We start from the raw sequence: 22,060 nt of genomic DNA, 5'->3' as shown, positions 1-22,060 counted from the left end.
GGCACGTCCGCGATCGGCCGGACGACCCCCGCCGCCGTCAGCCGCGCCGCAGCAGCCGGGAGGCTCCCGCCGCCACCGTCGTGGCGAGGATCCAGCCCATGATCACGAGGCCCGCCGCCCCCCACTGCCAGCCGCCCGCCAGCTTCCACTGGCCCTGCTGACCGAGGTCGATCACCGGGAGCAGCAGGTCCAGCGCGTACAGGGCGGCGCTCCACTCGGGGTGCTCGTCCTGCTTGATCGCCGGCGGGTCGAGCTGTGAGAACATCAGCGCCCCCGCCGCCCACAGCACCGCCATCCACAGCGCGGCCCGGCCCGGGCGGTACCCGTAGACCACCGTCCAGTCCTGGAGGTACCCCCACGCCTTCGGCGCCGGCGGCAGCGTGGCCCGGCGCCGGCGCTGCTTGGCCAGCAGCACCTCCCGGGCGTCCTGGTCCTCGCCGCTCGCCCGCAGTACGGCGGCCAGCCGCTCGTACGGCTCCGGCGAGTACTCGGGAGTCGCCGCAGCCACCCACTCCAGGCGCCGGGAGAGCGGGAAGTGTCCCCGGGGCGCGAGGGTCTCGTAGACGAACCCTTCGATGGACACCCCGCCCGGGCCAGGCCAGGCCGTGGACGTGTCGACGAGCTTGACCACCTTGGCCCCGGACACCACCACCCGCCCCCGCTCCGGCCGCTCGCCGACGAAACGGAACTCGGGGGTCTGGATCCGGCGCAGGGAGATCTCCTGATCGGCCGTGAGCGTGAAGCGCGCGCCGTAGAAGTCGATGGCGTCCCCGAAACGGCCGTCGTCCAGCCGGAGCCCGCCCCGGCACTCGAAGGGCCGGGCCCGCTGACCGCGCGTGGGCGTCGCCCCCAGCCCGTACGGGGGAGTGGAGGAGCCCCCGCCCGCCGCGTAGTCCAGCGCGATCGAGGTCAGGTACAGGGTCCGCTCGACGGTCAGCTGCGGGGCGTTCATCGCGTACCGCCCGTACGGATTGCGCAGGCGGGCCCCGCGCAGGTTCATCGACACGCCGACCTTGGCCCCGCGCAGGCTCACCTCGCCGTACGTCTCCAACAGCTCGCCCTGTAAGTCCTGTGCGACCGACATCCCGTCCGCGGCGATCGCCCGCCCCTTGCTGTCCCGCTGCACCACGGCCTGGCTGACCAGCAGGTCGGTGCCGATCTGCGCGTCGGTCAGCCGGATCCCGCGCGCCACCCGGCAGCGCGGCAGATGCAGATCGCCCTCGGTGTGCAGCCGGGCGGCCTCCAGCCGCGGTATCGCGCAGTTGATCAGGCGCAGCGTGCCGAAGCGGGCCTCGGACAGCTGGATCTCGCTGTCGAAGCGGCAGGACTGGACCTCCACGTACGGGGCCACCGCGCCGCCGGACAGTTCCAGCCGCCCGCTGATCCGCACCCCGCGCAGCTTGAGGGAGGCCACCCGGCCCGGCACCGGCGGCGGCCCGTGCAGCAGCAGCCGTGCGACCACCCGGGCGCGGACGCTGCGCTCGGGCCCCCAGACGTGCTCGGCGTGCGGATCGTCGCGGTCGGCGACGCGGGTGCTGAGATCGCAGACGCTGCCCGTGCGGTACGCCTCCCACATGCGCCGTTCGGCGGCGGTCAGATCCGCCGGTTCCTCGTCCGTGCGCGCCTCGGTCACGGCGGCCCCCCTCCGCTGTCATCTACGTGTAGGGGAACGCTAACGGGCGCCTGTGACATCCGGGGCCCGTATCAGCCAGTGATACGGGCGAACGGTGGCGCGAAGCGGTCTGAGAGAATTGTGAGGTGATCTCTCGTATCGACCTGCGCGGTGACGCCCTCCCCGAGGGCGGCGCCCTGCGCGATCTGCTGCCCCGTGCCGAGTTCGACGTAGAAGCTGCCCTGGAGAAGGTGCGGCCCATCTGCGAGGACGTCCATCATCGTGGCACGGCGGCGCTGATCGAGTACGCGCAGAAGTTCGACGGGGTCGAGCTCTCGCAGGTCCGGGTGCCCGAGGAGGCCATCAAGGCCGCCCTGGAGCAGCTGGACCCGGCCGTCCGCGCGGCCCTCGAGGAGTCGATCCGGCGCGCCCGGATCGTGCACCGCAACCAGCGCCGCACCGAGCACACCACCCAGGTGGTCCCCGGCGGCACGGTGACCGAGAAGTGGGTTCCGGTGGAGCGCGTGGGGCTGTACGCCCCGGGCGGCCGCTCGGTGTACCCGTCCTCCGTCGTCATGAACGTCGTCCCGGCCCAGGAGGCGGGCGTCGAGTCGATCGCGCTCGCGTCCCCGCCGCAGAAGGAGTTCGACGGGCTGCCCCACCCGACGATCCTCGCCGCGTGCGCGCTGCTCGGCGTGGACGAGGTGTACGCGGCCGGTGGCGCCGTGGCCGTCGCCATGTTCGCGTACGGCACCGAGGACTGCCTGCCGGTCAACATGGTGACCGGCCCCGGCAACATCTGGGTCGCCGCAGCCAAGCGCTACTTCACCGGGAGGATCGGCATCGACACCGAGGCCGGCCCGACCGAGATCGCCGTCCTCGCCGACTCCACCGCCGACCCGGTGCACGTCGCCGCCGACCTGATCAGCCAGGCCGAGCACGACCCGCTGGCCGCGGCCGTGCTCGTCACGGACTCCGCGGAGCTCGCGGACGCCGTCGAGAAGGAGCTGGAGCCCCAGGTCGCCGCGACCAAGCACGTCGAGGACCGGATCAAGCCCGCGCTGGCCGGCAAGCAGTCCGCGATCGTGCTGGTCGACAGCCTGGAGGACGGCCTCAAGGTCGTCGACGCGTACGGCGCCGAGCACCTGGAGATCCAGACCGCCGACGCGGCCGCCTGGGCCGCCCGGGTCCGCAACGCCGGCGCGATCTTCGTCGGCCCGTGGGCCCCGGTCTCCCTCGGCGACTACTGCGCCGGGTCCAACCACGTGCTGCCCACCGGCGGCTGCGCCTGCCACTCCTCCGGCCTGTCCGTGCAGTCCTTCCTGCGCGGCATCCACATCGTGGACTACACGCGCGACGCCCTCGCCGAGGTCACCCACCACGTGGTGACGCTGGCCGAGGCCGAGGACCTGCCCGCGCACGGCGCCGCCCTGAAGGCGCGCTTCGGATGGAAGGTGCCCACCGTATGACCGCCGGCATCGGCATCGACGACCTCCCCATCCGGGACGAGCTGCGCGGCAAGAGCCCCTACGGCGCCCCGCAGCTCGACGTGCCCGTCCAGCTGAACACCAACGAGAACCCGTACGAGCTGCCCCCGGAGCTCGTCGCGCGCATCGCCGAGCGAGTCGCCGAGGCCGCCCGCACCCTCAACCGCTACCCCGACCGGGACGCGGTCGAGCTGCGCACCCAGCTGGCCGCCTATCTCACCCGTACCGGCAAGCACCCGGTCGCGCGGGAGAACGTATGGGCGGCCAACGGCTCCAACGAGGTCATCCAGCAGCTGCTGCAGACCTTCGGCGGACCCGGCCGCACCGCCCTCGGCTTCGAGCCCTCCTACTCGATGCACGCGCTGATCTCCCGCGGCACCGGCACCGGCTGGATCTCCGGGCCGCGCCGCGAGGACTTCACGATCGACGTGGAGGCGGCGGAGCAGGCCATCGGCGAGAACGCCCCCGACGTCGTCTTCATCACCTCGCCCAACAACCCCACGGGCACCGCGGTCGAGGCCGAGACGGTCCTCGCCCTCTACGAGGCCGCGCAGGCGGCCAAGCCGTCCCTGGTGATCGTGGACGAGGCGTACGTGGAGTTCAGCCACCGGGACTCGCTGCTGCCCCTCATCGAGGGCCGCCCGAACCTGGTGGTCTCCCGGACCATGTCCAAGGCCTTCGGAGCGGCCGGTCTGCGCCTGGGCTACCTGGCCGCGCACCCCGCCGTCGTCGACGCCGTCCAGCTGGTGCGCCTGCCGTACCACCTGTCGGCCGTCACCCAGGCCACCGCGCTGGCCGCCCTGGAGCACACCGACACCCTGCTCGGCTACGTCGAGCAGCTCAAGGCCGAGCGCGACCGCCTGGTCGTGGAACTGCGGGCCATCGGCTTCGAGGTCACCGAATCCGACGCGAACTTCATCCAGTTCGGGAAGTTCGAGGACTCGCACACCGCCTGGCAGAAGATCCTCGACCAGGGCGTCCTGGTCCGGGACAACGGCGTACCGGGATGGCTGCGGGTCACCGCGGGCACCCCGGCGGAGAACGACGCGTTCCTGGAAGCGGTTCGCGCACTGAAGAAGGAGCAGCACGCATGAGCCGCATCGGACGGGTCGAACGGACCACCAAGGAGACCTCGGTCGTCGTCGAGATAAACCTCGACGGCACCGGCCAGGTCGACGTCTCGACGGGCGTGGGCTTCTACGACCACATGCTCGACCAGCTCGGCCGCCACGGCCTCTTCGACCTCACCGTCAAGACCGAGGGCGACCTGCACATCGACAGCCACCACACCATCGAGGACAGCGCGCTCGCGCTGGGCGCCGCCTTCAAGCAGGCCCTCGGCGACAAGGTCGGCATCTACCGCTTCGGCAACTGCACCGTGCCGCTCGACGAGTCCCTCGCCCAGGTGACCGTCGACCTGTCCGGCCGCCCCTACCTCGTGCACACCGAGCCCGAGAACATGGCGCCGATGATCGGCACGTACGACACGACGATGACCCGGCACATCTTCGAGTCCTTCGTCGCGCAGGCCCAGATCGCCCTGCACATCCACGTCCCGTACGGCCGCAACGCCCACCACATCGTGGAGTGCCAGTTCAAGGCGCTGGCCCGCGCCCTGCGCTACGCCGCCGAGTTCGACCCGCGCGCGGCCGGCATCCTGCCCTCCACGAAGGGCGCCCTCTAGCCGTGAACGGCCTCAACACCGTCCTGATCGTCGTCGGCCTGTTCCTGGCCGGCGGCGTCTACTCCTTCCAGAAGCAGAAGATGCCCATGTCGGTCATCGTCCTGCTCGCCCTCGGCTCCGTGATGTGTCTGGTCGCCGGAGTCCTGCGAATCCAGGGAATTTGGGAATGAGCGCAGTCCGCCCCACCAAGAAGGTCGTCGTCTTCGACTACGGCTTCGGCAACGTCCGCTCCGCCGAGCGCGCCCTCGCCCGCGTCGGCGCCGACGTCGAGATCACCCGCGACTACGACAAGGCCATGGACGCCGACGGACTCCTCGTCCCCGGCGTCGGCGCCTTCTCCGCCTGCATGCAGGGCCTCAAGGAGGCGCGCGGCGACTGGATCATCGGCCGCCGGCTCTCCGGCGGGCGCCCCGTCATGGGCATCTGCGTCGGCATGCAGATCCTCTTCGAGCGCGGCATCGAGCACGGCGTCGAGACCGAGGGCCTGGACGAGTGGCCCGGCACGGTCGGCCCGCTCAGGGCCCCGATCGTTCCCCACATGGGCTGGAACACCGTCGAGGCCCCGGCCGACAGCCAGGCCTTCAAGGGCCTGGACGACGACGCGCGGTTCTACTTCGTGCACTCCTACGCGGCGCGCGACTGGAGCCTGGAGATCACCAACCCGCTGATCCGCGCCCCCAAGGTCACCTGGGCCACCCACGGCGAGCGGTTCGTGGCGGCGGTGGAGAACCGGGCCCTGTGGGCCACCCAGTTCCACCCCGAGAAGTCCGGTGACGCCGGCGCCCAGCTCCTCACCAACTGGATCGAGACCCTGTGATGACCGCACCCACGCTCGAACTCCTCCCCGCGGTCGACGTCCGCGACGGGCAGGCCGTCCGCCTCGTGCACGGGGTGTCCGGCAGCGAGACCTCCTACGGCTCCCCCCTGGAGGCGGCCCTCGCCTGGCAGCGCTCCGGCGCCGAATGGCTGCACCTGGTCGACCTGGACGCCGCCTTCGGCACCGGCGACAACCGAGCCCTGGTCGCCGAGATCACCGGCGCCATGGACATCAAGGTCGAGCTCTCCGGCGGCATCCGCGACGACGCCTCGCTCGCGGCGGCCCTCGCCACCGGCTGCACCCGCGTCAACCTGGGCACCGCCGCCCTGGAGACCCCCGAGTGGGCCGCGAAGGCCATCGCCGAGCACGGCGACAGGATCGCCGTCGGCCTCGACGTCCGCGGCACCACCCTCAAGGGCCGCGGCTGGACCAGCGAGGGCGGCGACCTCTACGAGACCCTCGCCCGCCTGGACTCCGAGGGCTGCGCCCGCTACGTCGTCACCGACATCGGCAAGGACGGCACGCTCACCGGCCCCAACCTGGAGCTGCTGAAGAACGTCTGCGCCGCCACCGACCGGCCCGTCGTCGCCTCCGGCGGCATCTCCTCGCTCGACGACCTGCGGGCGCTGTCCGAGCTGGTCCCCCTCGGCGTCGAGGGCGCGATCGTCGGCAAGGCCCTGTACGCCAAGGCCTTCACCCTGGAAGAAGCCCTGAAGGTGGTCTCCGCATGAGCATCTCCCCCGACTCCACGGCCGGCGTACGCCGCATCTCCTCCGGCGGTGCCTACGAGGACGTGATCGGCTACTCGCGCGCGGTGGCCCTCTCCAACGGCCTGGTCCTGGTCTCCGGCTGCACCGCCGCCGACGCGGGCGGCCCGTACGACCAGACGGTCAAGGCCTTCGAGGTCGCCTTCAAGGCCCTCGCCGAGGCCGGCATGGGCCCCGAGGACGTCGTCCGCACCCGGATGTACCTCACGCACGCCCGGGACGTCGAAGAGGTGGGCCGCGCCCACAAGCAGCTCTTCGACGCGGTCCGGCCCGCCGCGACCATGCTCATCGTCTCCGGCTTCGTCGACCCCGGCATGGTCGTCGAGGTGGAGGTCGAGGCGTTCAAGGCGGTGACCGCATGAGCCTCGCCGTACGCGTGATCCCCTGCCTGGACGTGGACAACGGCCGGGTCGTCAAGGGCGTCAACTTCCAGAACCTGCGCGACGCCGGTGACCCGGTGGAGATGGCCAAGCTGTACGACGCCGAGGGCGCCGACGAGCTGACCTTCCTCGACATCACCGCGTCCTCCGGGAACCGCGAGACCACCTACGACGTGGTGCGCCGCACCGCCGAGCAGGTCTTCATCCCGCTCACGGTGGGCGGCGGCGTCCGCACGGCCGACGACGTGGACAAGCTGCTGCGGGCCGGCGCGGACAAGGTGGGCGTGAACACGGCCGCCATCGTCCGCCCCGAGCTCATCCAGGAGATCGCGGAGCGCTTCGGCCGGCAGGTGCTCGTCCTGTCCGTGGACGCGCGCCGCACCGCCGCCGGGACCTTCGAGGTCACCACGCACGGCGGCCGCCAGGGCACCGGCATCGACGCGGTCGAGTGGGCGCACCGGGCCGCGGAGCTGGGCGCGGGCGAGATCCTGCTCAACTCGATGGACGCGGACGGCACCAAGGACGGCTACGACGTCGAGATGATCGCGGCGGTCCGCAAGCACGTCACGGTGCCCGTGATCGCCTCGGGCGGCGCGGGGAAGCTGGCGCACTTCGCCCCGGCGATCGAGGCGGGGGCGGATGCGGTGCTCGCGGCGTCGGTGTTCCACTTCGGCGACCTGCGCATCGCCGAGGTCAAATCCGCCCTCCGCGAAGCGGGCCACCCCGTCCGCTGACCCCCTCCCGGGTGGTGCGGCTTCCCCTCCCGGGCGGTGCCGGTGTCTTTCCGGGTGCGGGCACCGGCCCGCACCCGGGAGCGCAACCGCACCGCCCGGCCAGGGCAAAGGCGGGCACCGGCCCGCACCCGCACCGCCCGGCCAGGGCAAAGGCGGCCGGGGTCAGATGCCGAGGGCCGCCACCGTCAGCTTGGCGACCGCCTCCTTCTCACCGTCGAGCGACACCGCCGCCGCTTCCTGCCGGCCGAAGCAGAACAGCGTCAGTTCACCCGGCTCGCCGGTCACGGTGACCACCGGCGCGCCCTTGTGCGCCACCGCCGTCTGCCCGTTCGGGCGCCTCAGCACCAGGCCCACCGGCGAGCGGCGGCCCGTCAGCCGGGCCAGCTTCTCCAGCCGGGACCACAGCGCGTCCGAGAACACCGGGTCCAGCTCCCGAGGCGACCAGTCCGGCTGCGCCCGGCGGACGTCCTCCGCGTGCACGTAGAACTCGACGGCGTTCGCCGCCTCGTCGATCTGCTTCAGCGAGTACACCGACATCCTCGGCGGGCCGGTCCTGATCAGCTGGAGCAGCTCCTCGTACGGCTTGGCCGCGTACTCCTCCATCGCCCGGTCCAGGCGGCCCTTCAGCACGTTCAGCAGCAGGCCGCCCGCCGCGTCGGGCCGCCGCTCCCGCACCACCACGTGCGCGGCCAGCTCACGGCAGGTCCAGCCGGCGCACAGCGTGGGGGCCTCCGGACCGGCCGCCTCCAACAGGTCCGCCAACAGCAGGCGTTCACGCTTCGCATGGGTAGACATGCGGGCCAGCCTACGGCGGTAACACGCCGAGCGCCCGCTCATCAGGCGGACGGGGATCAATACCCCCACCCCGGCCCGGCACAATGTCCACATGAGTACGTCCCCCCGCCCCGGCAACCTCGACCCCGCCATCGCCGCGCGCCTCAAGCGCTCCGCGGACGGCCTGATCCCGGCCATCGCCCAGCAGTACGACACCGGTGAGGTGCTCATGCTCGGCTGGATGGACGACGAGGCCCTGCACCGCACCCTGACCACCGGCCGCTGCACCTACTGGTCCCGCAGCCGCCAGGAGTACTGGGTGAAGGGGGACACTTCCGGCCACTTCCAGCACGTGAAGTCCGTCGCGCTCGACTGCGATGCCGACACTGTGCTCGTCCGGGTCGACCAGGTCGGAGCGGCCTGCCACACCGGGGCACGCACCTGCTTCGACGACGATGTCCTCCTCCGCGCAGCCGACTAGGTAGGGTCCCACGCAATGGATCTTGAGACGTTCCGCAAGCTCGCGGCCGACCGCCGCGTGATTCCCGTGAGCCGCAAGCTGCTGGCCGACGGGGACACCCCCGTCGGGCTCTACCGCAAGCTGGCAGCCGAACGCCCCGGCACCTTCCTCCTGGAGTCGGCCGAGAACGGCCGCTCCTGGTCCCGGTACTCCTTCATCGGGGTCCGCAGCAACGCCACCCTGACCGCCCGGGACGGCCGGGCGCACTGGATCGGCACCCCGCCCGTCGGCGTGCCCACCGACGGCGATCCCCTCGACGCGCTGCGAGCCACCGTCGAGGCCCTGCACACCCCCCGCGACCTCGCGGGCGCCATGCCCCCCTTCACCGGCGGCATGGTCGGCTACCTCGGCTACGACATCGTGCGGCGCCTGGAGCGCATCGGCGAGCACACCAGCGACGACCTGGAGCTCCCCGAGCTGACCATGCTGCTCACCTCCGACCTGGCGGTCATGGACCACTGGGACGGCACCGTCCAGCTCATCGCCAACGCCATCAACCACAACGACCTGGACTCCGGGGTCGACGAGGCGTACGCGGACGCCGTGGCCCGCCTCGACGCGATGGAGGCCGACCTGGCGCGCCCCGCCCCGTACGTGCCGGCCGCGCTGCCCGCCTCCGAGCTGCCCGAGTTCTCCGCCCTGTGGGGCGGCGAGAAGTACCAGGCGGCCGTCGAGGACATCAAGGAGCGGATCCGGGCCGGCGAGGCCTTCCAGGTGGTGCCCTCGCAGCGGTTCGAGACCCCCTGCCACGCCTCCGCGCTGGACGTCTACCGGGTGCTGCGGGCCACCAACCCGTCCCCGTACATGTACCTCTTCCGCTTCGAGAACGGCTTCGACGTGGTCGGCTCCAGCCCCGAGGCGCTGGTCAAGGTCGAGGACGGCCGGGCCATGGTCCACCCCATCGCGGGCACCCGCCACCGCGGCGCGACGCCGCAGGAGGACCACGAGCTCGCCGAGGAGCTGATGGCGGACCCGAAGGAGCGCGCCGAGCACCTGATGCTCGTCGACCTGGGCCGCAACGACCTGGGCCGGGTCTGCGAGCCGGGCTCCGTGGAGGTCGTGGACTTCATGAGCGTCGAGCGGTACTCGCACGTCATGCACATCGTGTCCACCGTCACCGGGCGGGTCGCCGAGGGCCGGACCGCCTTCGACGTGCTCACCGCCTGCTTCCCGGCCGGCACCCTGTCCGGCGCGCCCAAGCCCCGCGCCATGCAGATCATCGAGGAGCTGGAGCCCTCCCGCCGCGGCCTGTACGGCGGTTGTGTGGGCTACCTGGACTTCGCCGGGGACTCCGACACGGCCATCGCCATCCGTACCGCGCTGCTGCGGGACGGCACGGCGTACGTGCAGGCCGGAGCCGGTGTCGTCGCCGACTCGGTGCCCGAACTGGAGGACAACGAGTGCCGCAACAAGGCGGCCGCCGTGCTGCGGGCGGTGGGAGCGGCGAACCGCCTCCACGGCTCGTGAGGGCGTAGGGGATAGTGGGGTACGTGAGTGCCGTACCCCCGCCCCGAAACGAAGCCGACCCCGACGCCGAGCCCGAGGCCCCGGACAGCCGCAGCGGCCGCCGCAGCGTGGCCGTCGCCCTGCTGCTCGGCGCCCTCGGCGCCACTGTCGTCCTGCTCGCCTCCGGCCGGACCTGGGCCCGGGGCACCGCCGCCATCGGCACCGACTCGCTCCAGCTGGCCGCCGACGGGCGGGCCGTCACCGGCCTCCCCGCGGCCCTGGCCATCGTGGGCCTCGCCGCCCTGGTCGCCGTCTTCGCCGTACGCGGCAGGAGCCGGCTGCTGGTGTCGGGGCTGCTCGCGCTCAGCGGCCTCGGTGCGGCGCTGTCCGCGGTCCTCGGCGGCGACGGCCGCAGCGCCCTGGACGCGCAGGCCGTCCGTACGACCGCCGACAGCGCGGCGCACGTGGCCGGCCTGACCCAGACCACGTGGCCCTACGTGACGGCCGCCGGTGCGGTCCTGATCCTGGCCGCCGGACTGCTGGCCCTGCGCTTCGGCCGGAGCTGGCCCTCGATGGGGGGCCGCTACGAGCGTGACGGCAGCCCGCGCCGGCGGACTGTCGCGGCGGTGGATCCGGACCGGCCGGAAGATCTGTGGAAGGCTCTGGACCGCGGCGAGGACCCGACCACCGACCCGGGCGCCGACCGGGCCCACTGACCCGACCCCCCTGGACGGCGAGGCCGCCCGGTGCGGGACAATGTCCCCGAGCGTCCGACACAGACCGCACGTTCGACCCAGCAGCGCGACAGAGCAACGAGGAGCAACTCATGGCGGGCACTAGCCACGGACACACCCCGGCCGCCTGGACCGGTGTCATCATCGCCTTCATCGGTTTCTGCATCTCCGGCGCCTTCATGGTGATCGCGAACCCGCTGGGCTTCTGGGCCGGCCTCGTCGTCGTCGTGCTCGGCGGTGTCGTCGGCATGGCCATGCGGGCCGCGGGCATGGGCGCGCCGAAGGCCGCGCACAAGGACCTCGCCGAGGTCATCGCCGCTTCCAAGGTTCCCGCCAAGGTCTGAGCGCGCGAGCGACGCGGTCCGGAGCGACGCGCGCCGAAGCAACGCAGCCGAAAGGCGCGGCCCCGCCGGGCTGCGCCTTTTGTCATGAGCGGAGAGAATCAGCAGGTGGACGCCTCTCGTACCCCCGATGCCGCGCCGACCCCGGTGCCCGTGCCCGTCCCGCCCGCGGCGCCCGCCGAGCGGCCCTCCCGGGTCCGGCGGCTGGCCGTCCCGGCGCTCTACCTGGCCGGGGCCGTGGCCGCCTTCGGGTACGTGGGCGCCGTGGATCCCAATGAGCCCGGCCACTACCCGGTGTGCCCGCTGTTCCGGCTGACGGGCGTCCTGTGTCCGGGCTGCGGCGGCCTGCGCAGCGCGCACGCGTTCGCCCACGGCGATCTGGTGACCGCATTCGGGGCGAACGCGCTCGCGGTCGTGGGCTACTTCGTCTTCGCGGGTTTCATGACCCTGTGGCTGGTTCGCGCCTATCGCGGCGGGCCGACCCCGAAGTTCGTCCTGCGTCCGAGGTACTGGTGGCCGATCGGCGCCCTGGCGCTGGTTTTCGTCATTGTCCGAAATCTCTCTTTCGGCTCCGCACTGGCGCCCTGAGCCCCCGGGGCAGGCCCTATGAAGCACGGATTCCGAATGTCCAGTTACTGGGACGACGTCAACCGGGTGCGGAGGGCGACGCGTCCTGCGGATACCATTTGAATGCCGACCTTGTTTTTGTACGTGTCTGCAAGGCGGCCGAACGTCATCGACCCGGAAGGGGGCCGCTCGCGTGAGTGTGCTCGACGAGATCATCGAAGGGGTCCGCGAAGACCTTGCCGAACGGCAGGCCCGCGTGAGCCTCGACGAGCTCAAGGAGCGTGCCGCCAAGGCGCCCCAGGCCAAGGACGGCGTCGCCGCACTGCGCGGTGACAGCGTCAAGGTGATCTGCGAGGTCAAGCGCTCCAGCCCCTCCAAGGGCGCGCTGGCCGCCATCGCCGATCCGGCCGGGCTCGCCGCCGACTACGAGGCGGGCGGTGCGGCGGTCATCTCCGTCCTCACCGAGCAGCGCCGTTTCGGCGGCTCGCTGGCCGACCTGGAGGCCGTCCGCGCCCGCGTGGACATCCCGATCCTGCGCAAGGACTTCATCGTCACGGCGTACCAGCTCTGGGAGGCCCGCGCCTACGGCGCCGACCTCGTCCTGCTGATTGTCGCGGCCCTGGAGCAGGAGGCCCTCGTCTCCCTCATCGAGCGGGCCGAGTCCATCGGTCTCACCCCGCTCGTCGAGGTCCACGACGAGGAGGAAGTGGAGCGCGCGGTCGCCGCCGGCGCCAAGATCATCGGCGTCAACGCCCGCAACCTCAAGGACCTCAAGGTCGACCGCTCCACCTTCGAGCGCGTCGTCGGCGAGATCCCGGACCACATCGTCAAGATCGCCGAGTCCGGCATCCGTGGCCCGCACGACCTGATCGCCTACGCGAACGAGGGCGCCGACGCCGTCCTCGTCGGGGAGTCCCTGGTGACCGGCCGCGACCCGAAGGCGGCCGTGGCCGACCTCGTCGCCGCCGGCGCCCACCCCGCCCTGCGCCACGGGCGGAGCTGACCCGAAACCATGGCCCACGACCGCTCCTCCGTCCGCACCCGGCCCGGCTCCCGCCCGGCCGCGGTGTCGACGACGCACGCGCCCCTGGCGCGCGGCTGCCGCCCCCGCGGCTGCCGCGCCCCGGCCCGGCGCGTGCACGGGCGGCGGGTCCGGTACGTGATCGGCTCGGAGCCCGGTCAGGTCAACGGCATGCGATGGCGCCGCGGAGGCGCGCTGTAACGAGGGCTGCCCCGGCCCGGTACGCGAGACGTACCGCGCCGCGAGCGGCTCCCGTACGGCCTGACGTCCCGGGCCGCCGGCTCCGGACGCGGGCTGCCCGCACGTACTGCACGCACATTCCCCAGCGGGGTGTGCGCGGTACTTGCGGTCGGCGCAATACGGTGAATCCACCCGCCGCATCTCGCACCCGTAGGAGCACTGGACATGTCCAGCGAGTTCTTCCTTCCGGACCCGGAGGGTCACGTTCCCAACGCCGAGGGTTACTTCGGTGACTTCGGCGGCAAGTTCATCCCGGAGGCGCTCGTCGCCGCCGTGGACGAGGTCGCCGTCGAGTACGAGAAGGCCAAGGTCGACCCGGCCTTCGCGGCCGAGCTCAACGACCTCATGGTCAACTACACCGGCCGCCCGAGCTCCCTCACCGAGGTGCCCCGCTTCGCCGAGCACGCCGGCGGCGCCCGGATCTTCCTCAAGCGCGAGGACCTGAACCACACCGGCTCGCACAAGATCAACAACGTGCTGGGCCAGGCGCTGCTCACCAAGCGCATGGGCAAGACCCGCGTCATCGCCGAGACCGGCGCCGGTCAGCACGGCGTGGCCACCGCCACCGCCTGCGCCCTCTTCGGCCTCGAGTGCACCATCTACATGGGCGAGGTCGACACCCAGCGCCAGGCCCTCAACGTGGCCCGCATGCGCATGCTGGGCGCCGAGGTCATCGCCGTGAAGTCCGGCTCCCGGACGCTCAAGGACGCGATCAACGAGGCGTTCCGCGACTGGGTCGCCAACGTCGACCGGACCCACTACCTCTTCGGCACGGTCGCGGGTCCCCACCCCTTCCCGGCCATGGTCCGCGACTTCCACCGCGTCATCGGCGTCGAGGCCCGCCGCCAGATCCTGGAGCGCGCCGGCCGGCTGCCCGACGCGGTCGCGGCCTGCGTCGGAGGCGGCTCCAACGCCATCGGCCTGTTCCACGCCTTCATCCCGGACGCCGGCGTCCGCCTCGTCGGCTTCGAGCCCGCCGGACACGGCGTCGAGACCGGCGAGCACGCGGCCACGCTGACCGCCGGCGAGCCCGGGATCCTGCACGGCTCCCGCTCCTACGTCCTCCAGGACGAGGAGGGCCAGATCACCGAGCCCTACTCCATCTCGGCCGGCCTGGACTACCCGGGCATCGGCCCGGAGCACTCCTACCTCAAGGACTCCGGCCGCGGCGAGTACCGGGCGGTCACCGACGACGCGGCCATGCAGGCCCTGCGCCTGCTGTCGCGCACCGAGGGGATCATCCCGGCGATCGAGTCGGCGCACGCCCTCGCGGGCGCCCTGGAGCTGGGCAAGGAGCTGGGCAAGGACGGCCTGCTGGTCGTCAACCTGTCCGGTCGCGGCGACAAGGACATGGACACGGCGGCCCGCTACTTCGGGCTGTACGACGGCAAGGGGGAGAACCAGTGAGCACCGCCAGTGAGAAGACCGGGCGCATCCAGCTTCTGAGCGACACCCTCGCCAAGGCCAAGTCCGAGGACCGCGCGGCCCTCGTCGCCTACCTGCCGGCGGGCTTCCCGACCGTCGACGGCGCCATCGAGGCGGTCAAGGCCGTCATCGAGGGCGGCGCGGACGTGGTCGAGATCGGCCTGCCGCACAGTGACCCGGTGCTCGACGGCGCGATCATCCAGACCGCCGACGACATCGCCCTGCGCGGTGGCGTCAAGATCGCCGACGTGATCCGCACGGTCCGCGAGGCGCATGAGGCGACCGGGGCCCCGGTCCTGGTGATGACCTACTGGAACCCCATCGACCGCTACGGCGTCGAGCGGTTCACGGCCGAGCTGGCCGCGGCGGGCGGCGCCGGCTGCATCCTGCCGGACCTGCCGGTGCAGGAGTCCGCGCTGTGGCGAGAGCACGCGGAGAAGCACGGTCTGGCGACCGTCTTCGTCGTGGCTCCCAGCAGCAAGGACGCACGTCTGGCCACCATCACGGCGGCGGGCTCCGGCTTCGTCTACGCGGCCTCCCTCATGGGGGTCACCGGAACCCGCGAGTCCGTCGGCAACGAGGCCGCGGACCTGGTCCGCCGCACCCGCGCCACCAGCGACCTCCCGGTCTGCGTGGGCCTGGGCGTCTCCAACGCCGTACAGGCCAAGGAGGTCGCGGGCTTCGCCGACGGCGTGATCGTCGGCTCGGCCTTCGTCAAGCTGCTGCTGGACGCGCCGGACCTGCCGGCCGGGCTGGACGCCGTGCGGGCGCTGGCGGGCGAGCTCGCGCAGGGCGTACGCCGGAGCTGACCGCGCGTTCGAGCACGGGCACGGATGTCTGATCGGGTTCTGTAGCCCGATCGGGTGGAAGTGGGGGCAGGGAGGCACGCGAGTGCCTCCCTGCTTCGTTTGGCGGAACGTGAGCGAGAAGAACGACGGTGCGAACCGCGATGCGACGAAACGATCGGCCCGGGAGCGACTCCTCGTGGAGCGCGAGCGGCAGAAGACCCGGGACAAGCGCCGGCGGACCCTCGTCGTGACGGCGGCGGTGGTCGGCGTCCTCGGACTGGCGACCGTCGTCGGCGTGATCGCGGCCAACACCGGCAAGGACAGCAGCGCCAAGGGCGGCCCGGTCGTCGCCCCCTCCGGAGCCACCGGCAAGGACGCGCTCGCCATCCAGACGGGCAGGCCGGAGGCCAAGTCCACCCTCACCGTCTGGGAGGACTTCCGCTGCCCCGCCTGCAAGGCGTTCGAGGACAACTACCGGGACATCGTCCACGAGCTGGAGGCCAAGGGCCTGCTCAAGGTGGACTACCACCTGGTCACCCTCATCGACGGCAACATGGGCGGCAGCGGCTCCCTGAAGGGGGCGAACGCGGCGGCCTGCGCGCAGGACGCCGGCAAGTTCTCCGAGTACCACGACGTCCTGTTCCAGAACCAGCCGCAGGAGGTCGACGACGCCTACGGCAAGAACGCCAGGCTGCTGGAACTCGCCGGCAAGGTCGAAGGGCTCGACACCCCCGCGTTCCGCGCCTGCGTCGAGGACGGCACCCACAACAGCTGGGTGGGCAAGTCGCAGGAGGCCTTCAGGGCCGGAAAGTTCCGGGGCACGCCCACCGTGCTGCTGAACGGCAAGGACATCTTCTCCGACCAGGCCAACCCGGTGACCCCGCAGAAGCTGAAGGAGCAGGTGGAAGCCGCGGGCGGGGTCGTGAAGCCGTCACCGTCGGGCAGCGCGACACCCGGATCCGGAGGGAAGAACGGGGCCAAGGCCTCACCGTCCGCGTCGCGGACGGGCTCCGGCGGATCGTCCGGAACGGCCTCGAACCGGTCCACCGGTGGCTCGTCGAACGGGTCCTCGCAGGACTGACCGGCGCCCGCGCCATGTGTGGATTTGGTTTCGTCTTGCCGGGCGGGTTGCCGTTGGTACCGCCCGGCAAGGTAGCGTCATGTCTGCCATGGACATTGCTTACATCCCCAGTCCGTCGACCGGCGTGATCCATCTCGGACCGATCCCGCTCCGCGGCTACGCGTTCTGCATCATCATCGGCGTCTTCGTCGCCGTCTGGCTCGGCAACAAGCGGTGGATCGCGCGCGGTGGAAAGCCGGGCACGGTCGCGGACATCGCCGTGTGGGCCGTGCCCTTCGGCCTGGTCGGTGGTCGCCTCTACCACGTGATCACCGACTACCAGCTCTACTTCGGCGAGGGCCGCAACTGGGTCGACGCCCTCAAGATCTGGGAGGGCGGACTCGGCATCTGGGGCGCCATCGCGCTCGGCGCGGTCGGTGCCTGGATCGGCTGCCGCCTGCGCGGGATCCCGCTGCCGGCCTGGGCCGACGCCCTGGCCCCCGGCATCGCGCTGGCCCAGGCCTGCGGACGCTGGGGCAACTGGTTCAACCAGGAGCTGTACGGCCGGGCCACCGACCTGCCGTGGGCGGTGGAGATCTCCGCGGGCCCGAACCGGGACGCCGGCACCTACCACCCGACCTTCCTGTACGAGTCGCTGTGGTGCGTCGGTGTCGCGTTCCTGGTGATCTGGGCCGACCGCCGCTTCAAGCTCGGTCACGGACGGGCCTTCGCCCTGTACGTCGCCGCCTACTGCCTGGGCCGCGTCTGGATCGAGTACATGCGCGTCGACGAGGCCCACCACATCCTGGGCCTGCGCCTGAACGTCTGGACCTCGATCGTCGTCTTCGTCCTGGCGGTCGTCTACCTGGTGCTGTCGGCGAAGCTGCGGCCGGGCCGCGAGGAGATCGTCGAACCGGACCGGGACGGCTCCGGCGCCAAGGACGGTGACAAGGCGGCTCCGGCCGACGCGGACACCGCCGTCGGCGCCGAGCCCGCGGACGCCGCCGCCGGGTCCACCGACGCGGCGAAGCCGGAGCAGGCCGAGACCAAGGCGCCCGTCCTCACGAAGGACGCCCCGGCCGAGGCCGAGGCCCCGGAGGCCGGCAAGCGCTGACCGCACGGTCCATGAGGGGGTGCCGCGCAGACCGCGGCGCCCCCTCTTCGTCGTTCCGCCGCCCGAACCCGCCGCCGGCCGGCGGCGCCGGGTTCAGTGGACGGCCTTGCGCGCCGCGAGCGCCAGCGTGCGGTGCGCCGCGGCCACCACCGCCGGATCCACGAACCGCCCGTCGGGCAGGGCCAGCGCCCCCGGGGTGGCCCGGGCCGCGCTCAGCACCTCCACGGCGGCGCTGACCTCCTCGGGCGCCGGCAGGTAGGCCCGCTCGATCACCGGGAGCTGGCGCGGGTGGATTGCCGCCCGGCCGAGGAAGCCCAGGGAGCGGCCCCGGACGCAGGAGACGGCCAGCGCCTCCAGGTCCCGGATGTCGGGGAACACCGACTGCGCCGGGGGCGCCAGCCCCGCCGCGCGGGCCGCGACCACCACCCGGGAGCGGCACCAGTCCAGGCCCGTCTCCGCGCTGACGGCCAGGTCGGCCCGCAGGTCCGCCTCGCCCAGGGAGAGCCCGCGCAGGGCGGGGTGCGCGCGGGCGATCTCGTACGCCCGTTCCACGCCCACGGCCGATTCGAGCAGGGCGTGCAGGCTCACGCCGCCGGTGCGGTCCGCGACGGCGGTGATCTGTGCCGGGGCGTTGATCTTGGGCAGTCGCAGCCCGGCGAGGCCGTGCAGTCGGCCCAGCGCGGTGAGGTCCGCGCCGCCCCAGGGGGAGTCGAGAGCGTTGACACGGACGTGGACGGGCAGCGGGGGCCGCTCGGCGAGCAGATCGGCGGTCGCGGCGCGGGCGTACTCCTTGCGCGAGGCCGGTACGGCGTCCTCCAGGTCGATGATGACGGCGTCCGCCCCGCAGCCGAGGGCCTTGGCGACGACCTCCGGGCGGTCTCCGGGCGCGTACAGCCAGGTCAGGATCACAGGGCCCCCTCCGTCCGCAGTGCGGTGATCTCGGCGTCGGTGAGCCCGAGCTCGCCCAGGACCTCCTCGGTGTCCGCGCCGTGCGGGCGGCCCGCCCAGCGGATCCCGCCGGGGGTCCCGGAGAGCCGGAACAGGATGTTCTGCATACGCAGCGGGCCCAGCTCCGGATCCTCGACCTCGGTGACCGTGTCGAGGGCCGCGAACTGCGGATCGGCCATCACGTCCCGGACGTCGTAGACCTGGGCGACGGCCGCCTCGGCGTCCTCGAACACGGAGATCACCTCGTCGGCCTTGTGCCGGGCGATCCAGCCGCCGACCGCCTCGTCCAGCACGTCCGCGTGCCGGGCCCGCCCGTCGCCCGTCGCGAACCAGGGCTCGGCGATCAGCTCGGGGCGGCCGACCAGCCGCATGACCCGCTCGGCGATGGACTGCGCGGAGGCGGAGACCGCCAGCCAGCGCCCGTCGGCACTGCGGTAGGTGTTGCGGGGGGCGTTGTTGGTGGAGCGGTTGCCCGTACGGGGCTGGACGTAGCCGAGCTGGTCGTACCAGAGCGGGTGCGGGCCCAGCACGGTGAGGATCGGCTCGACGATGGCCAGGTCGACGACCTGTCCGTGCCCGGTGCGGTCCCGGCCGGCGAGGGCCGTCATCACCGCGTACGCGCAGGTCAGCGCGGCGATCGAGTCGGCGAGCCCGAAGGGCGGCAGGGTCGGCGGCCCGTCCGGCTCCCCGGTGATCGCGGCAAAACCGCTCATCGCCTCGGCGAGGGTGCCGAAGCCCGGGCGGTGCGCGTACGGGCCGTGCTGGCCGAAGGCCGTGACACGGGCCAGGACCAGACGCGGGTTCGCGGCGGACAGCTCGGGCCAGCCCAGCCCCCACTTCTCCAGGGTGCCGGGGCGGAAGTTCTCGATGACCACGTCGGCGGTGGCGGCCAGGCGCAGCAGGGTGTCCCGGCCGCCCGGGGTGGACAGGTCCAGGGTCGTCGTCCGCTTGTTCCGGCCGAGCAGCTTCCACCACAGGCCGATGCCGTCCTTGGCGGGGCCGTGCCCGCGGGAGGGGTCGGGGCGGCCGGGGTGTTCGACCTTGACGACCTCGGCCCCGAAGTCCCCGAGCAGGGTGGCGGCCAGCGGACCGGCGAAGAGGGTGGCGAGGTCGAGCACGCGGAGCCCTTCCAGCGGCCCGGTGGTCGTCACGAGGCGGCTCCGGGCTGCGCCGCGGCGAAGGCGTCGGTCTCGGCGCGGGTCGGCATCGAGTCCTGGGCCCCCGGACGCTGCACGGACAGCGCGGCCGCCGCCGAGGCCCAGCGCAGGGCCACGGGCATCGGCCGGCCCTCGCCCAGGGCGACGGCGAGGGCGCCGACGAAGGTGTCCCCGGCGGCGGTGGTGTCCACGGCCCGGACCCGGGGCGCGGGCACGGTCAGCGGATCCCGGTCGCGGGCGGCGTACAGCACCCCGGCCGCGCCGAGGGTGATCACCACCTCGGGCACGTCGGCCAGCAGCGCCTCGGCGGCCTGGAGGGGGTCGGTGAGCCCGGTGAGGGCCGCCGCCTCGTGCTCGTTCGGGACGAGGAGGTCGGTGGCGGCGAGGAGTTCGGCGGGGAGCGGCTGGGCGGGGGCGGGGGTGAGCACCGTACGGACGCCGTGCGCGCGGGCGGCGCGGGCCCCGGCGAGGACGGCGGGCATCGGCAGCTCCAGCTGCAGGAGGAGGGAGCGGGCGGCGGTGATCCGGGCCTCGTCCCCCGCCTCCAGGCCGGTGACGGCCGCGTTCGCGCCGGGGATGACGATGATGCTGTTGCCGCCCTCGTCGTCCACGGTGATGTGGGCGGTGCCGCTGGCGCCCTCCACGGTGCGCAGGGACGCCGTCTCGACGCCGGCCGCGGTGAGCGCGGAGCGCAGCCGTACGCCGAACTCGTCGGCCCCGACCGCGCCGATCATCACCACCTTTCCGCCGGAGCGGGCGGCGGCCACGGCCTGGTTGGCCCCCTTGCCGCCGGGGACCGTGCGGAAGGCGCGCCCGGTGACGGTCTCCCCGAGGCGGGGGGCCTTGGGGACGTAGGCGACGAGGTCCATGTTCGTACTGCCGAGCACGGCGATGGCCGTCATGAGCGTGCTGCCTCCTGTGCGGTGAGGTGGGCGAGGGTGTCGAAGCCGATGCCGTCGAATCCGGGGACGGTGGTGGCGAGGCGGTTCTTGAGGGGGGCGGTCCAGCGGTGCGGGATCCGTTCCGGGGAGCCGGCGAGGAGCCCGGCGAGGGCGCCGGCGGTGGCCCCGTTGGAGTCGGTGTCCCAGCCGCCGGACACCGCACGGCAGACGGAGTGGGTGAAGTCCCCGTCGGCGTGGGTGAGGGCGGCGGCGATCAGGGCGGTGTTCGGGACGGCGTGGACCCAGTGGTAGTGCCCGTAGCGGGCGTGCAGCCGGTCGACGACGAGTTCGAAGTCCGTTTCCCGCCCGGCCGTGCGGATCCCGAAGCGGACGGCTTCGGCGAGGCGGGAGCGGGGCGGTACGACGGCCAGTCCGGCCCGGAGCGCGGTGTGGACGTCCGCCCGTCCGGTGGCCGCCTCGGCGGTGGCGGCGGCGACGAGGAGGGCGGCGTAGACGCCGTTGCCGGTGTGGGTCAGGGCGGCGTCCCGGTAGGCCTGGGCCGCGGCGGCGGCCGGGTCGCCGGGGTTGGTCCAGCCGTGGACGTCGGCGCGGATGAGGGCGCCGATCCACTCGCGGAAGGGGTTGTGGTGGGTGGCGGTGGCGGGCGGCTCCAGCCCGAGGAGCAGATTGCGGTAGGCGATCCGTTCGGCGGTGAAGGTACGCCCGGCGGGCAGCTCGTCGAGCCAGAGGCGGGCCACGTCGGCGGTGGTGAAGCGCTTGCCGTGCCGCTGGAGCAGGAGCAGTCCGAGGAGCGGGTAGTTGAGGTCGTCGTCCTCGGGCATGCCGTCGATGTTCTCGGCGAGGGAGGTGGGCGCGGAGCGGCGGTTCCAGGGGTACGCGGCCAGCACCTCCGGTGGGACGCCGCGTGCGGTGAACCAGTCGTCCAGCGGCCAGTTGCCGGCGGCGCGGGCGAGTGTGCGGATGCCGGACAGCGGCAGCTTCTCGACGGGCTTCCCGAGCAGACACCCGACGGCCCGCCCCAGCCAGGCGGCTTCCAGCCGGGTCCGCAGGGCGGCCTCCGGCCCGGTTCGCGGTGCGGCCTGCGGGCCGGTGTGCGGTGCGGCTTCCGGTCCGGTTCGTGGGTGGGGTTCCTGTCCGGCGGGCGGTGCTCCCGCTGCGCGGGGTGGCACGTGGCCGGTTCGGCAGGCCGTGGTGATGTCCGGCCAGGACTGGGGTTCGTCGGTGGGGGAGGGAGGCGGGAGCTGCGCCAGGTCGTCGAGGAGGCGGTTGGCCAGGGCGCGGAGTCCCGGCGGGGCCGGGGCGGGGGAGGATCCGGCGCGTTCGGGGGCGGGGCGGCCGCCCGCCGCGAGCCAGGTCCGCAGGGCGCCGGCCGGGTCCCGGCCGTCCTCGGCGGCCTGGCGCAGCTCGTGCCCGACGAGGTCCTCGGGCTGGGCCCAGGTCAGCCGCAGGAGCCCGCACGCCGGTCCGGACTCCGGGCCCGCCCCACGCTCCCGCGGGGAGCGGTGCCGGGCCGGGCCGGGGGCGTCGAGGGATTCCGGCGGG

Annotated in this window: 25 protein-coding genes; 19 read left to right on the top strand and 6 right to left on the bottom strand. The window is 73.0% G+C overall.

Features of this window, described 5'->3' with window-relative positions; translation table 11 throughout:
- Positions 1–37 precede the first annotated feature (37 nt).
- Entirely contained in the window at positions 38–1,633 is a 1,596-nt protein-coding gene (locus OG753_RS13445) for an oxidoreductase (RefSeq protein WP_405788570.1), read from the bottom strand.
- 125 nt (positions 1,634–1,758) lie between these two features.
- Between OG753_RS13445 and hisD the strand changes: the two genes are divergently transcribed.
- Genes hisD through hisF form a run of 8 tightly spaced genes read left to right on the top strand, consistent with a single transcriptional unit; the run spans position 1,759 to position 7,481 of the window.
- Positions 1,759–3,081, top strand: a complete 1,323-nt coding sequence (gene hisD / locus OG753_RS13440; RefSeq protein ID WP_405788568.1) for a histidinol dehydrogenase — start codon at positions 1,759–1,761, stop codon at positions 3,079–3,081.
- On the top strand, positions 3,078–4,193 hold the full coding sequence (locus tag OG753_RS13435) for a histidinol-phosphate transaminase (RefSeq protein ID WP_327262032.1): 1,116 nt from the start codon (positions 3,078–3,080) through the stop codon (positions 4,191–4,193). The genes hisD and OG753_RS13435 overlap by 4 nt, the downstream gene beginning before the upstream one ends.
- Positions 4,190–4,783 (top strand): imidazoleglycerol-phosphate dehydratase HisB, encoded by a 594-nt coding sequence (gene hisB, locus OG753_RS13430; RefSeq protein WP_030009963.1) that lies wholly within the window; start codon positions 4,190–4,192, stop codon positions 4,781–4,783. The genes OG753_RS13435 and hisB overlap by 4 nt, the downstream gene beginning before the upstream one ends.
- A gap of 2 nt (positions 4,784–4,785) precedes the next feature.
- Entirely contained in the window at positions 4,786–4,953 is a 168-nt protein-coding gene (locus tag OG753_RS13425) for a hypothetical protein (RefSeq protein WP_327262031.1), read from the top strand.
- Entirely contained in the window at positions 4,950–5,600 is a 651-nt protein-coding gene (hisH, locus tag OG753_RS13420; RefSeq protein ID WP_327262030.1) for an imidazole glycerol phosphate synthase subunit HisH, read from the top strand. Before OG753_RS13425 ends, hisH begins: the two co-directional genes overlap by 4 nt.
- Positions 5,600–6,331 (top strand): bifunctional 1-(5-phosphoribosyl)-5-((5-phosphoribosylamino)methylideneamino)imidazole-4-carboxamide isomerase/phosphoribosylanthranilate isomerase PriA, encoded by a 732-nt coding sequence (gene priA / locus OG753_RS13415; RefSeq protein ID WP_327262029.1) that lies wholly within the window; start codon positions 5,600–5,602, stop codon positions 6,329–6,331. The genes hisH and priA overlap by 1 nt, the downstream gene beginning before the upstream one ends.
- Positions 6,328–6,729: a RidA family protein gene (locus OG753_RS13410; RefSeq protein WP_327262028.1), complete on the top strand. Its 402-nt coding sequence runs from the start codon at positions 6,328–6,330 to the stop codon at positions 6,727–6,729. The genes priA and OG753_RS13410 overlap by 4 nt, the downstream gene beginning before the upstream one ends.
- Positions 6,726–7,481, top strand: a complete 756-nt coding sequence (gene hisF / locus OG753_RS13405; RefSeq protein WP_327262027.1) for an imidazole glycerol phosphate synthase subunit HisF — start codon at positions 6,726–6,728, stop codon at positions 7,479–7,481. The genes OG753_RS13410 and hisF overlap by 4 nt, the downstream gene beginning before the upstream one ends.
- 162 nt (positions 7,482–7,643) lie before the next feature.
- Here the strand turns inward: hisF and OG753_RS13400 are convergent, their stop codons facing one another.
- Complete coding sequence (locus tag OG753_RS13400) at positions 7,644–8,276, bottom strand: TIGR03085 family metal-binding protein (protein WP_327262026.1); 633 nt, start codon at positions 8,274–8,276, stop codon at positions 7,644–7,646.
- 91 nt (positions 8,277–8,367) lie between these two features.
- Between OG753_RS13400 and hisI the strand changes: the two genes are divergently transcribed.
- The 11 genes from hisI to lgt all read left to right on the top strand — a co-directional run bounded on the left by hisI (position 8,368) and on the right by lgt (position 17,511).
- Complete coding sequence (hisI, locus tag OG753_RS13395) at positions 8,368–8,736, top strand: phosphoribosyl-AMP cyclohydrolase (RefSeq protein ID WP_327262025.1); 369 nt, start codon at positions 8,368–8,370, stop codon at positions 8,734–8,736.
- A gap of 15 nt (positions 8,737–8,751) precedes the next feature.
- Complete coding sequence (locus OG753_RS13390) at positions 8,752–10,242, top strand: anthranilate synthase component I (RefSeq protein WP_327262024.1); 1,491 nt, start codon at positions 8,752–8,754, stop codon at positions 10,240–10,242.
- A 14-nt stretch (positions 10,243–10,256) separates the two neighbouring features.
- Positions 10,257–10,937, top strand: a complete 681-nt coding sequence (locus tag OG753_RS13385; RefSeq protein ID WP_327262023.1) for a TIGR02234 family membrane protein — start codon at positions 10,257–10,259, stop codon at positions 10,935–10,937.
- A 110-nt stretch (positions 10,938–11,047) separates the two neighbouring features.
- The gene (locus OG753_RS13380; RefSeq protein ID WP_327262022.1) at positions 11,048–11,299 is read left to right on the top strand and encodes an HGxxPAAW family protein; all 252 of its coding nucleotides are present in this window, start codon (positions 11,048–11,050) and stop codon (positions 11,297–11,299) included.
- An 84-nt stretch (positions 11,300–11,383) separates the two neighbouring features.
- Positions 11,384–11,884 (top strand): DUF2752 domain-containing protein, encoded by a 501-nt coding sequence (locus OG753_RS13375; RefSeq protein ID WP_405788562.1) that lies wholly within the window; start codon positions 11,384–11,386, stop codon positions 11,882–11,884.
- Positions 11,885–12,056: 172 nt separating this feature from the next.
- Positions 12,057–12,866: an indole-3-glycerol phosphate synthase TrpC gene (gene trpC / locus OG753_RS13370; RefSeq protein WP_030012837.1), complete on the top strand. Its 810-nt coding sequence runs from the start codon at positions 12,057–12,059 to the stop codon at positions 12,864–12,866.
- A gap of 9 nt (positions 12,867–12,875) precedes the next feature.
- Positions 12,876–13,085: a tryptophan biosynthesis modulator TrpM gene (gene trpM / locus OG753_RS13365; RefSeq protein ID WP_327262020.1), complete on the top strand. Its 210-nt coding sequence runs from the start codon at positions 12,876–12,878 to the stop codon at positions 13,083–13,085.
- Positions 13,086–13,289: 204 nt separating this feature from the next.
- Positions 13,290–14,531: a tryptophan synthase subunit beta gene (gene trpB / locus OG753_RS13360; protein ID WP_327262019.1), complete on the top strand. Its 1,242-nt coding sequence runs from the start codon at positions 13,290–13,292 to the stop codon at positions 14,529–14,531.
- Positions 14,528–15,358, top strand: a complete 831-nt coding sequence (gene trpA, locus OG753_RS13355) for a tryptophan synthase subunit alpha (RefSeq protein WP_327262018.1) — start codon at positions 14,528–14,530, stop codon at positions 15,356–15,358. Before trpB ends, trpA begins: the two co-directional genes overlap by 4 nt.
- 109 nt (positions 15,359–15,467) lie before the next feature.
- Positions 15,468–16,418: a thioredoxin domain-containing protein gene (locus OG753_RS13350; protein ID WP_327262017.1), complete on the top strand. Its 951-nt coding sequence runs from the start codon at positions 15,468–15,470 to the stop codon at positions 16,416–16,418.
- An 88-nt stretch (positions 16,419–16,506) separates the two neighbouring features.
- Positions 16,507–17,511 (top strand): prolipoprotein diacylglyceryl transferase, encoded by a 1,005-nt coding sequence (gene lgt, locus OG753_RS13345; protein ID WP_327262016.1) that lies wholly within the window; start codon positions 16,507–16,509, stop codon positions 17,509–17,511.
- Positions 17,512–17,604: 93 nt separating this feature from the next.
- Here the strand turns inward: lgt and OG753_RS13340 are convergent, their stop codons facing one another.
- From OG753_RS13340 to OG753_RS13325, 4 genes are read right to left on the bottom strand one after another with little or no spacing between them, the layout of a single operon-like run.
- Complete coding sequence (locus OG753_RS13340; RefSeq protein WP_327262015.1) at positions 17,605–18,420, bottom strand: CoA ester lyase; 816 nt, start codon at positions 18,418–18,420, stop codon at positions 17,605–17,607.
- Positions 18,417–19,610, bottom strand: coding sequence for a CaiB/BaiF CoA transferase family protein (locus OG753_RS13335; protein ID WP_405788559.1), 1,194 nt, complete (start codon positions 19,608–19,610; stop codon positions 18,417–18,419). The genes OG753_RS13340 and OG753_RS13335 overlap by 4 nt, the downstream gene beginning before the upstream one ends.
- On the bottom strand, positions 19,607–20,518 hold the full coding sequence (gene rbsK, locus OG753_RS13330) for a ribokinase (protein ID WP_405788557.1): 912 nt from the start codon (positions 20,516–20,518) through the stop codon (positions 19,607–19,609). Before rbsK ends, OG753_RS13335 begins: the two co-directional genes overlap by 4 nt.
- Positions 20,515–21,966 (bottom strand): ADP-ribosylglycohydrolase family protein, encoded by a 1,452-nt coding sequence (locus OG753_RS13325; RefSeq protein ID WP_405792656.1) that lies wholly within the window; start codon positions 21,964–21,966, stop codon positions 20,515–20,517. The genes rbsK and OG753_RS13325 overlap by 4 nt, the downstream gene beginning before the upstream one ends.
- Between the last annotated feature and the right edge of the window lie 94 nt (positions 21,967–22,060).

The sequence above is a fragment of the Streptomyces sp. NBC_00029 genome (assembly GCF_045160505.1).
Lineage (GTDB): Bacteria > Actinomycetota > Actinomycetes > Streptomycetales > Streptomycetaceae > Streptomyces.
This window is presented reverse-complemented; position numbering and strand designations above follow the sequence as displayed.

What these genes read in the sequence shown, in the direction of transcription:
- OG753_RS13380 (WP_327262022.1), top strand. Translation starts at nt 11,048, where the DNA reads ATGGCGGGCACTAGCCACGGACACACCCCGGCCGCCTGGACCGGTGTC.
- OG753_RS13390 (WP_327262024.1), top strand. Translation starts at nt 8,752, where the DNA reads ATGGATCTTGAGACGTTCCGCAAGCTCGCGGCCGACCGCCGCGTGATT.
- trpM (WP_327262020.1), top strand. Translation starts at nt 12,876, where the DNA reads ATGGCCCACGACCGCTCCTCCGTCCGCACCCGGCCCGGCTCCCGCCCG.
- hisH (WP_327262030.1), top strand. Translation starts at nt 4,950, where the DNA reads ATGAGCGCAGTCCGCCCCACCAAGAAGGTCGTCGTCTTCGACTACGGC.
- hisI (WP_327262025.1), top strand. Translation starts at nt 8,368, where the DNA reads ATGAGTACGTCCCCCCGCCCCGGCAACCTCGACCCCGCCATCGCCGCG.
- OG753_RS13400 (WP_327262026.1), bottom strand. Translation starts at nt 8,276, where the DNA reads ATGTCTACCCATGCGAAGCGTGAACGCCTGCTGTTGGCGGACCTGTTG.
- lgt (WP_327262016.1), top strand. Translation starts at nt 16,507, where the DNA reads ATGGACATTGCTTACATCCCCAGTCCGTCGACCGGCGTGATCCATCTC.
- priA (WP_327262029.1), top strand. Translation starts at nt 5,600, where the DNA reads ATGACCGCACCCACGCTCGAACTCCTCCCCGCGGTCGACGTCCGCGAC.
- rbsK (WP_405788557.1), bottom strand. Translation starts at nt 20,518, where the DNA reads ATGACGGCCATCGCCGTGCTCGGCAGTACGAACATGGACCTCGTCGCC.
- hisF (WP_327262027.1), top strand. Translation starts at nt 6,726, where the DNA reads ATGAGCCTCGCCGTACGCGTGATCCCCTGCCTGGACGTGGACAACGGC.
- hisB (WP_030009963.1), top strand. Translation starts at nt 4,190, where the DNA reads ATGAGCCGCATCGGACGGGTCGAACGGACCACCAAGGAGACCTCGGTC.
- OG753_RS13435 (WP_327262032.1), top strand. Translation starts at nt 3,078, where the DNA reads ATGACCGCCGGCATCGGCATCGACGACCTCCCCATCCGGGACGAGCTG.
- OG753_RS13375 (WP_405788562.1), top strand. Translation starts at nt 11,384, where the DNA reads ATGAGCGGAGAGAATCAGCAGGTGGACGCCTCTCGTACCCCCGATGCC.
- OG753_RS13410 (WP_327262028.1), top strand. Translation starts at nt 6,328, where the DNA reads ATGAGCATCTCCCCCGACTCCACGGCCGGCGTACGCCGCATCTCCTCC.
- trpB (WP_327262019.1), top strand. Translation starts at nt 13,290, where the DNA reads ATGTCCAGCGAGTTCTTCCTTCCGGACCCGGAGGGTCACGTTCCCAAC.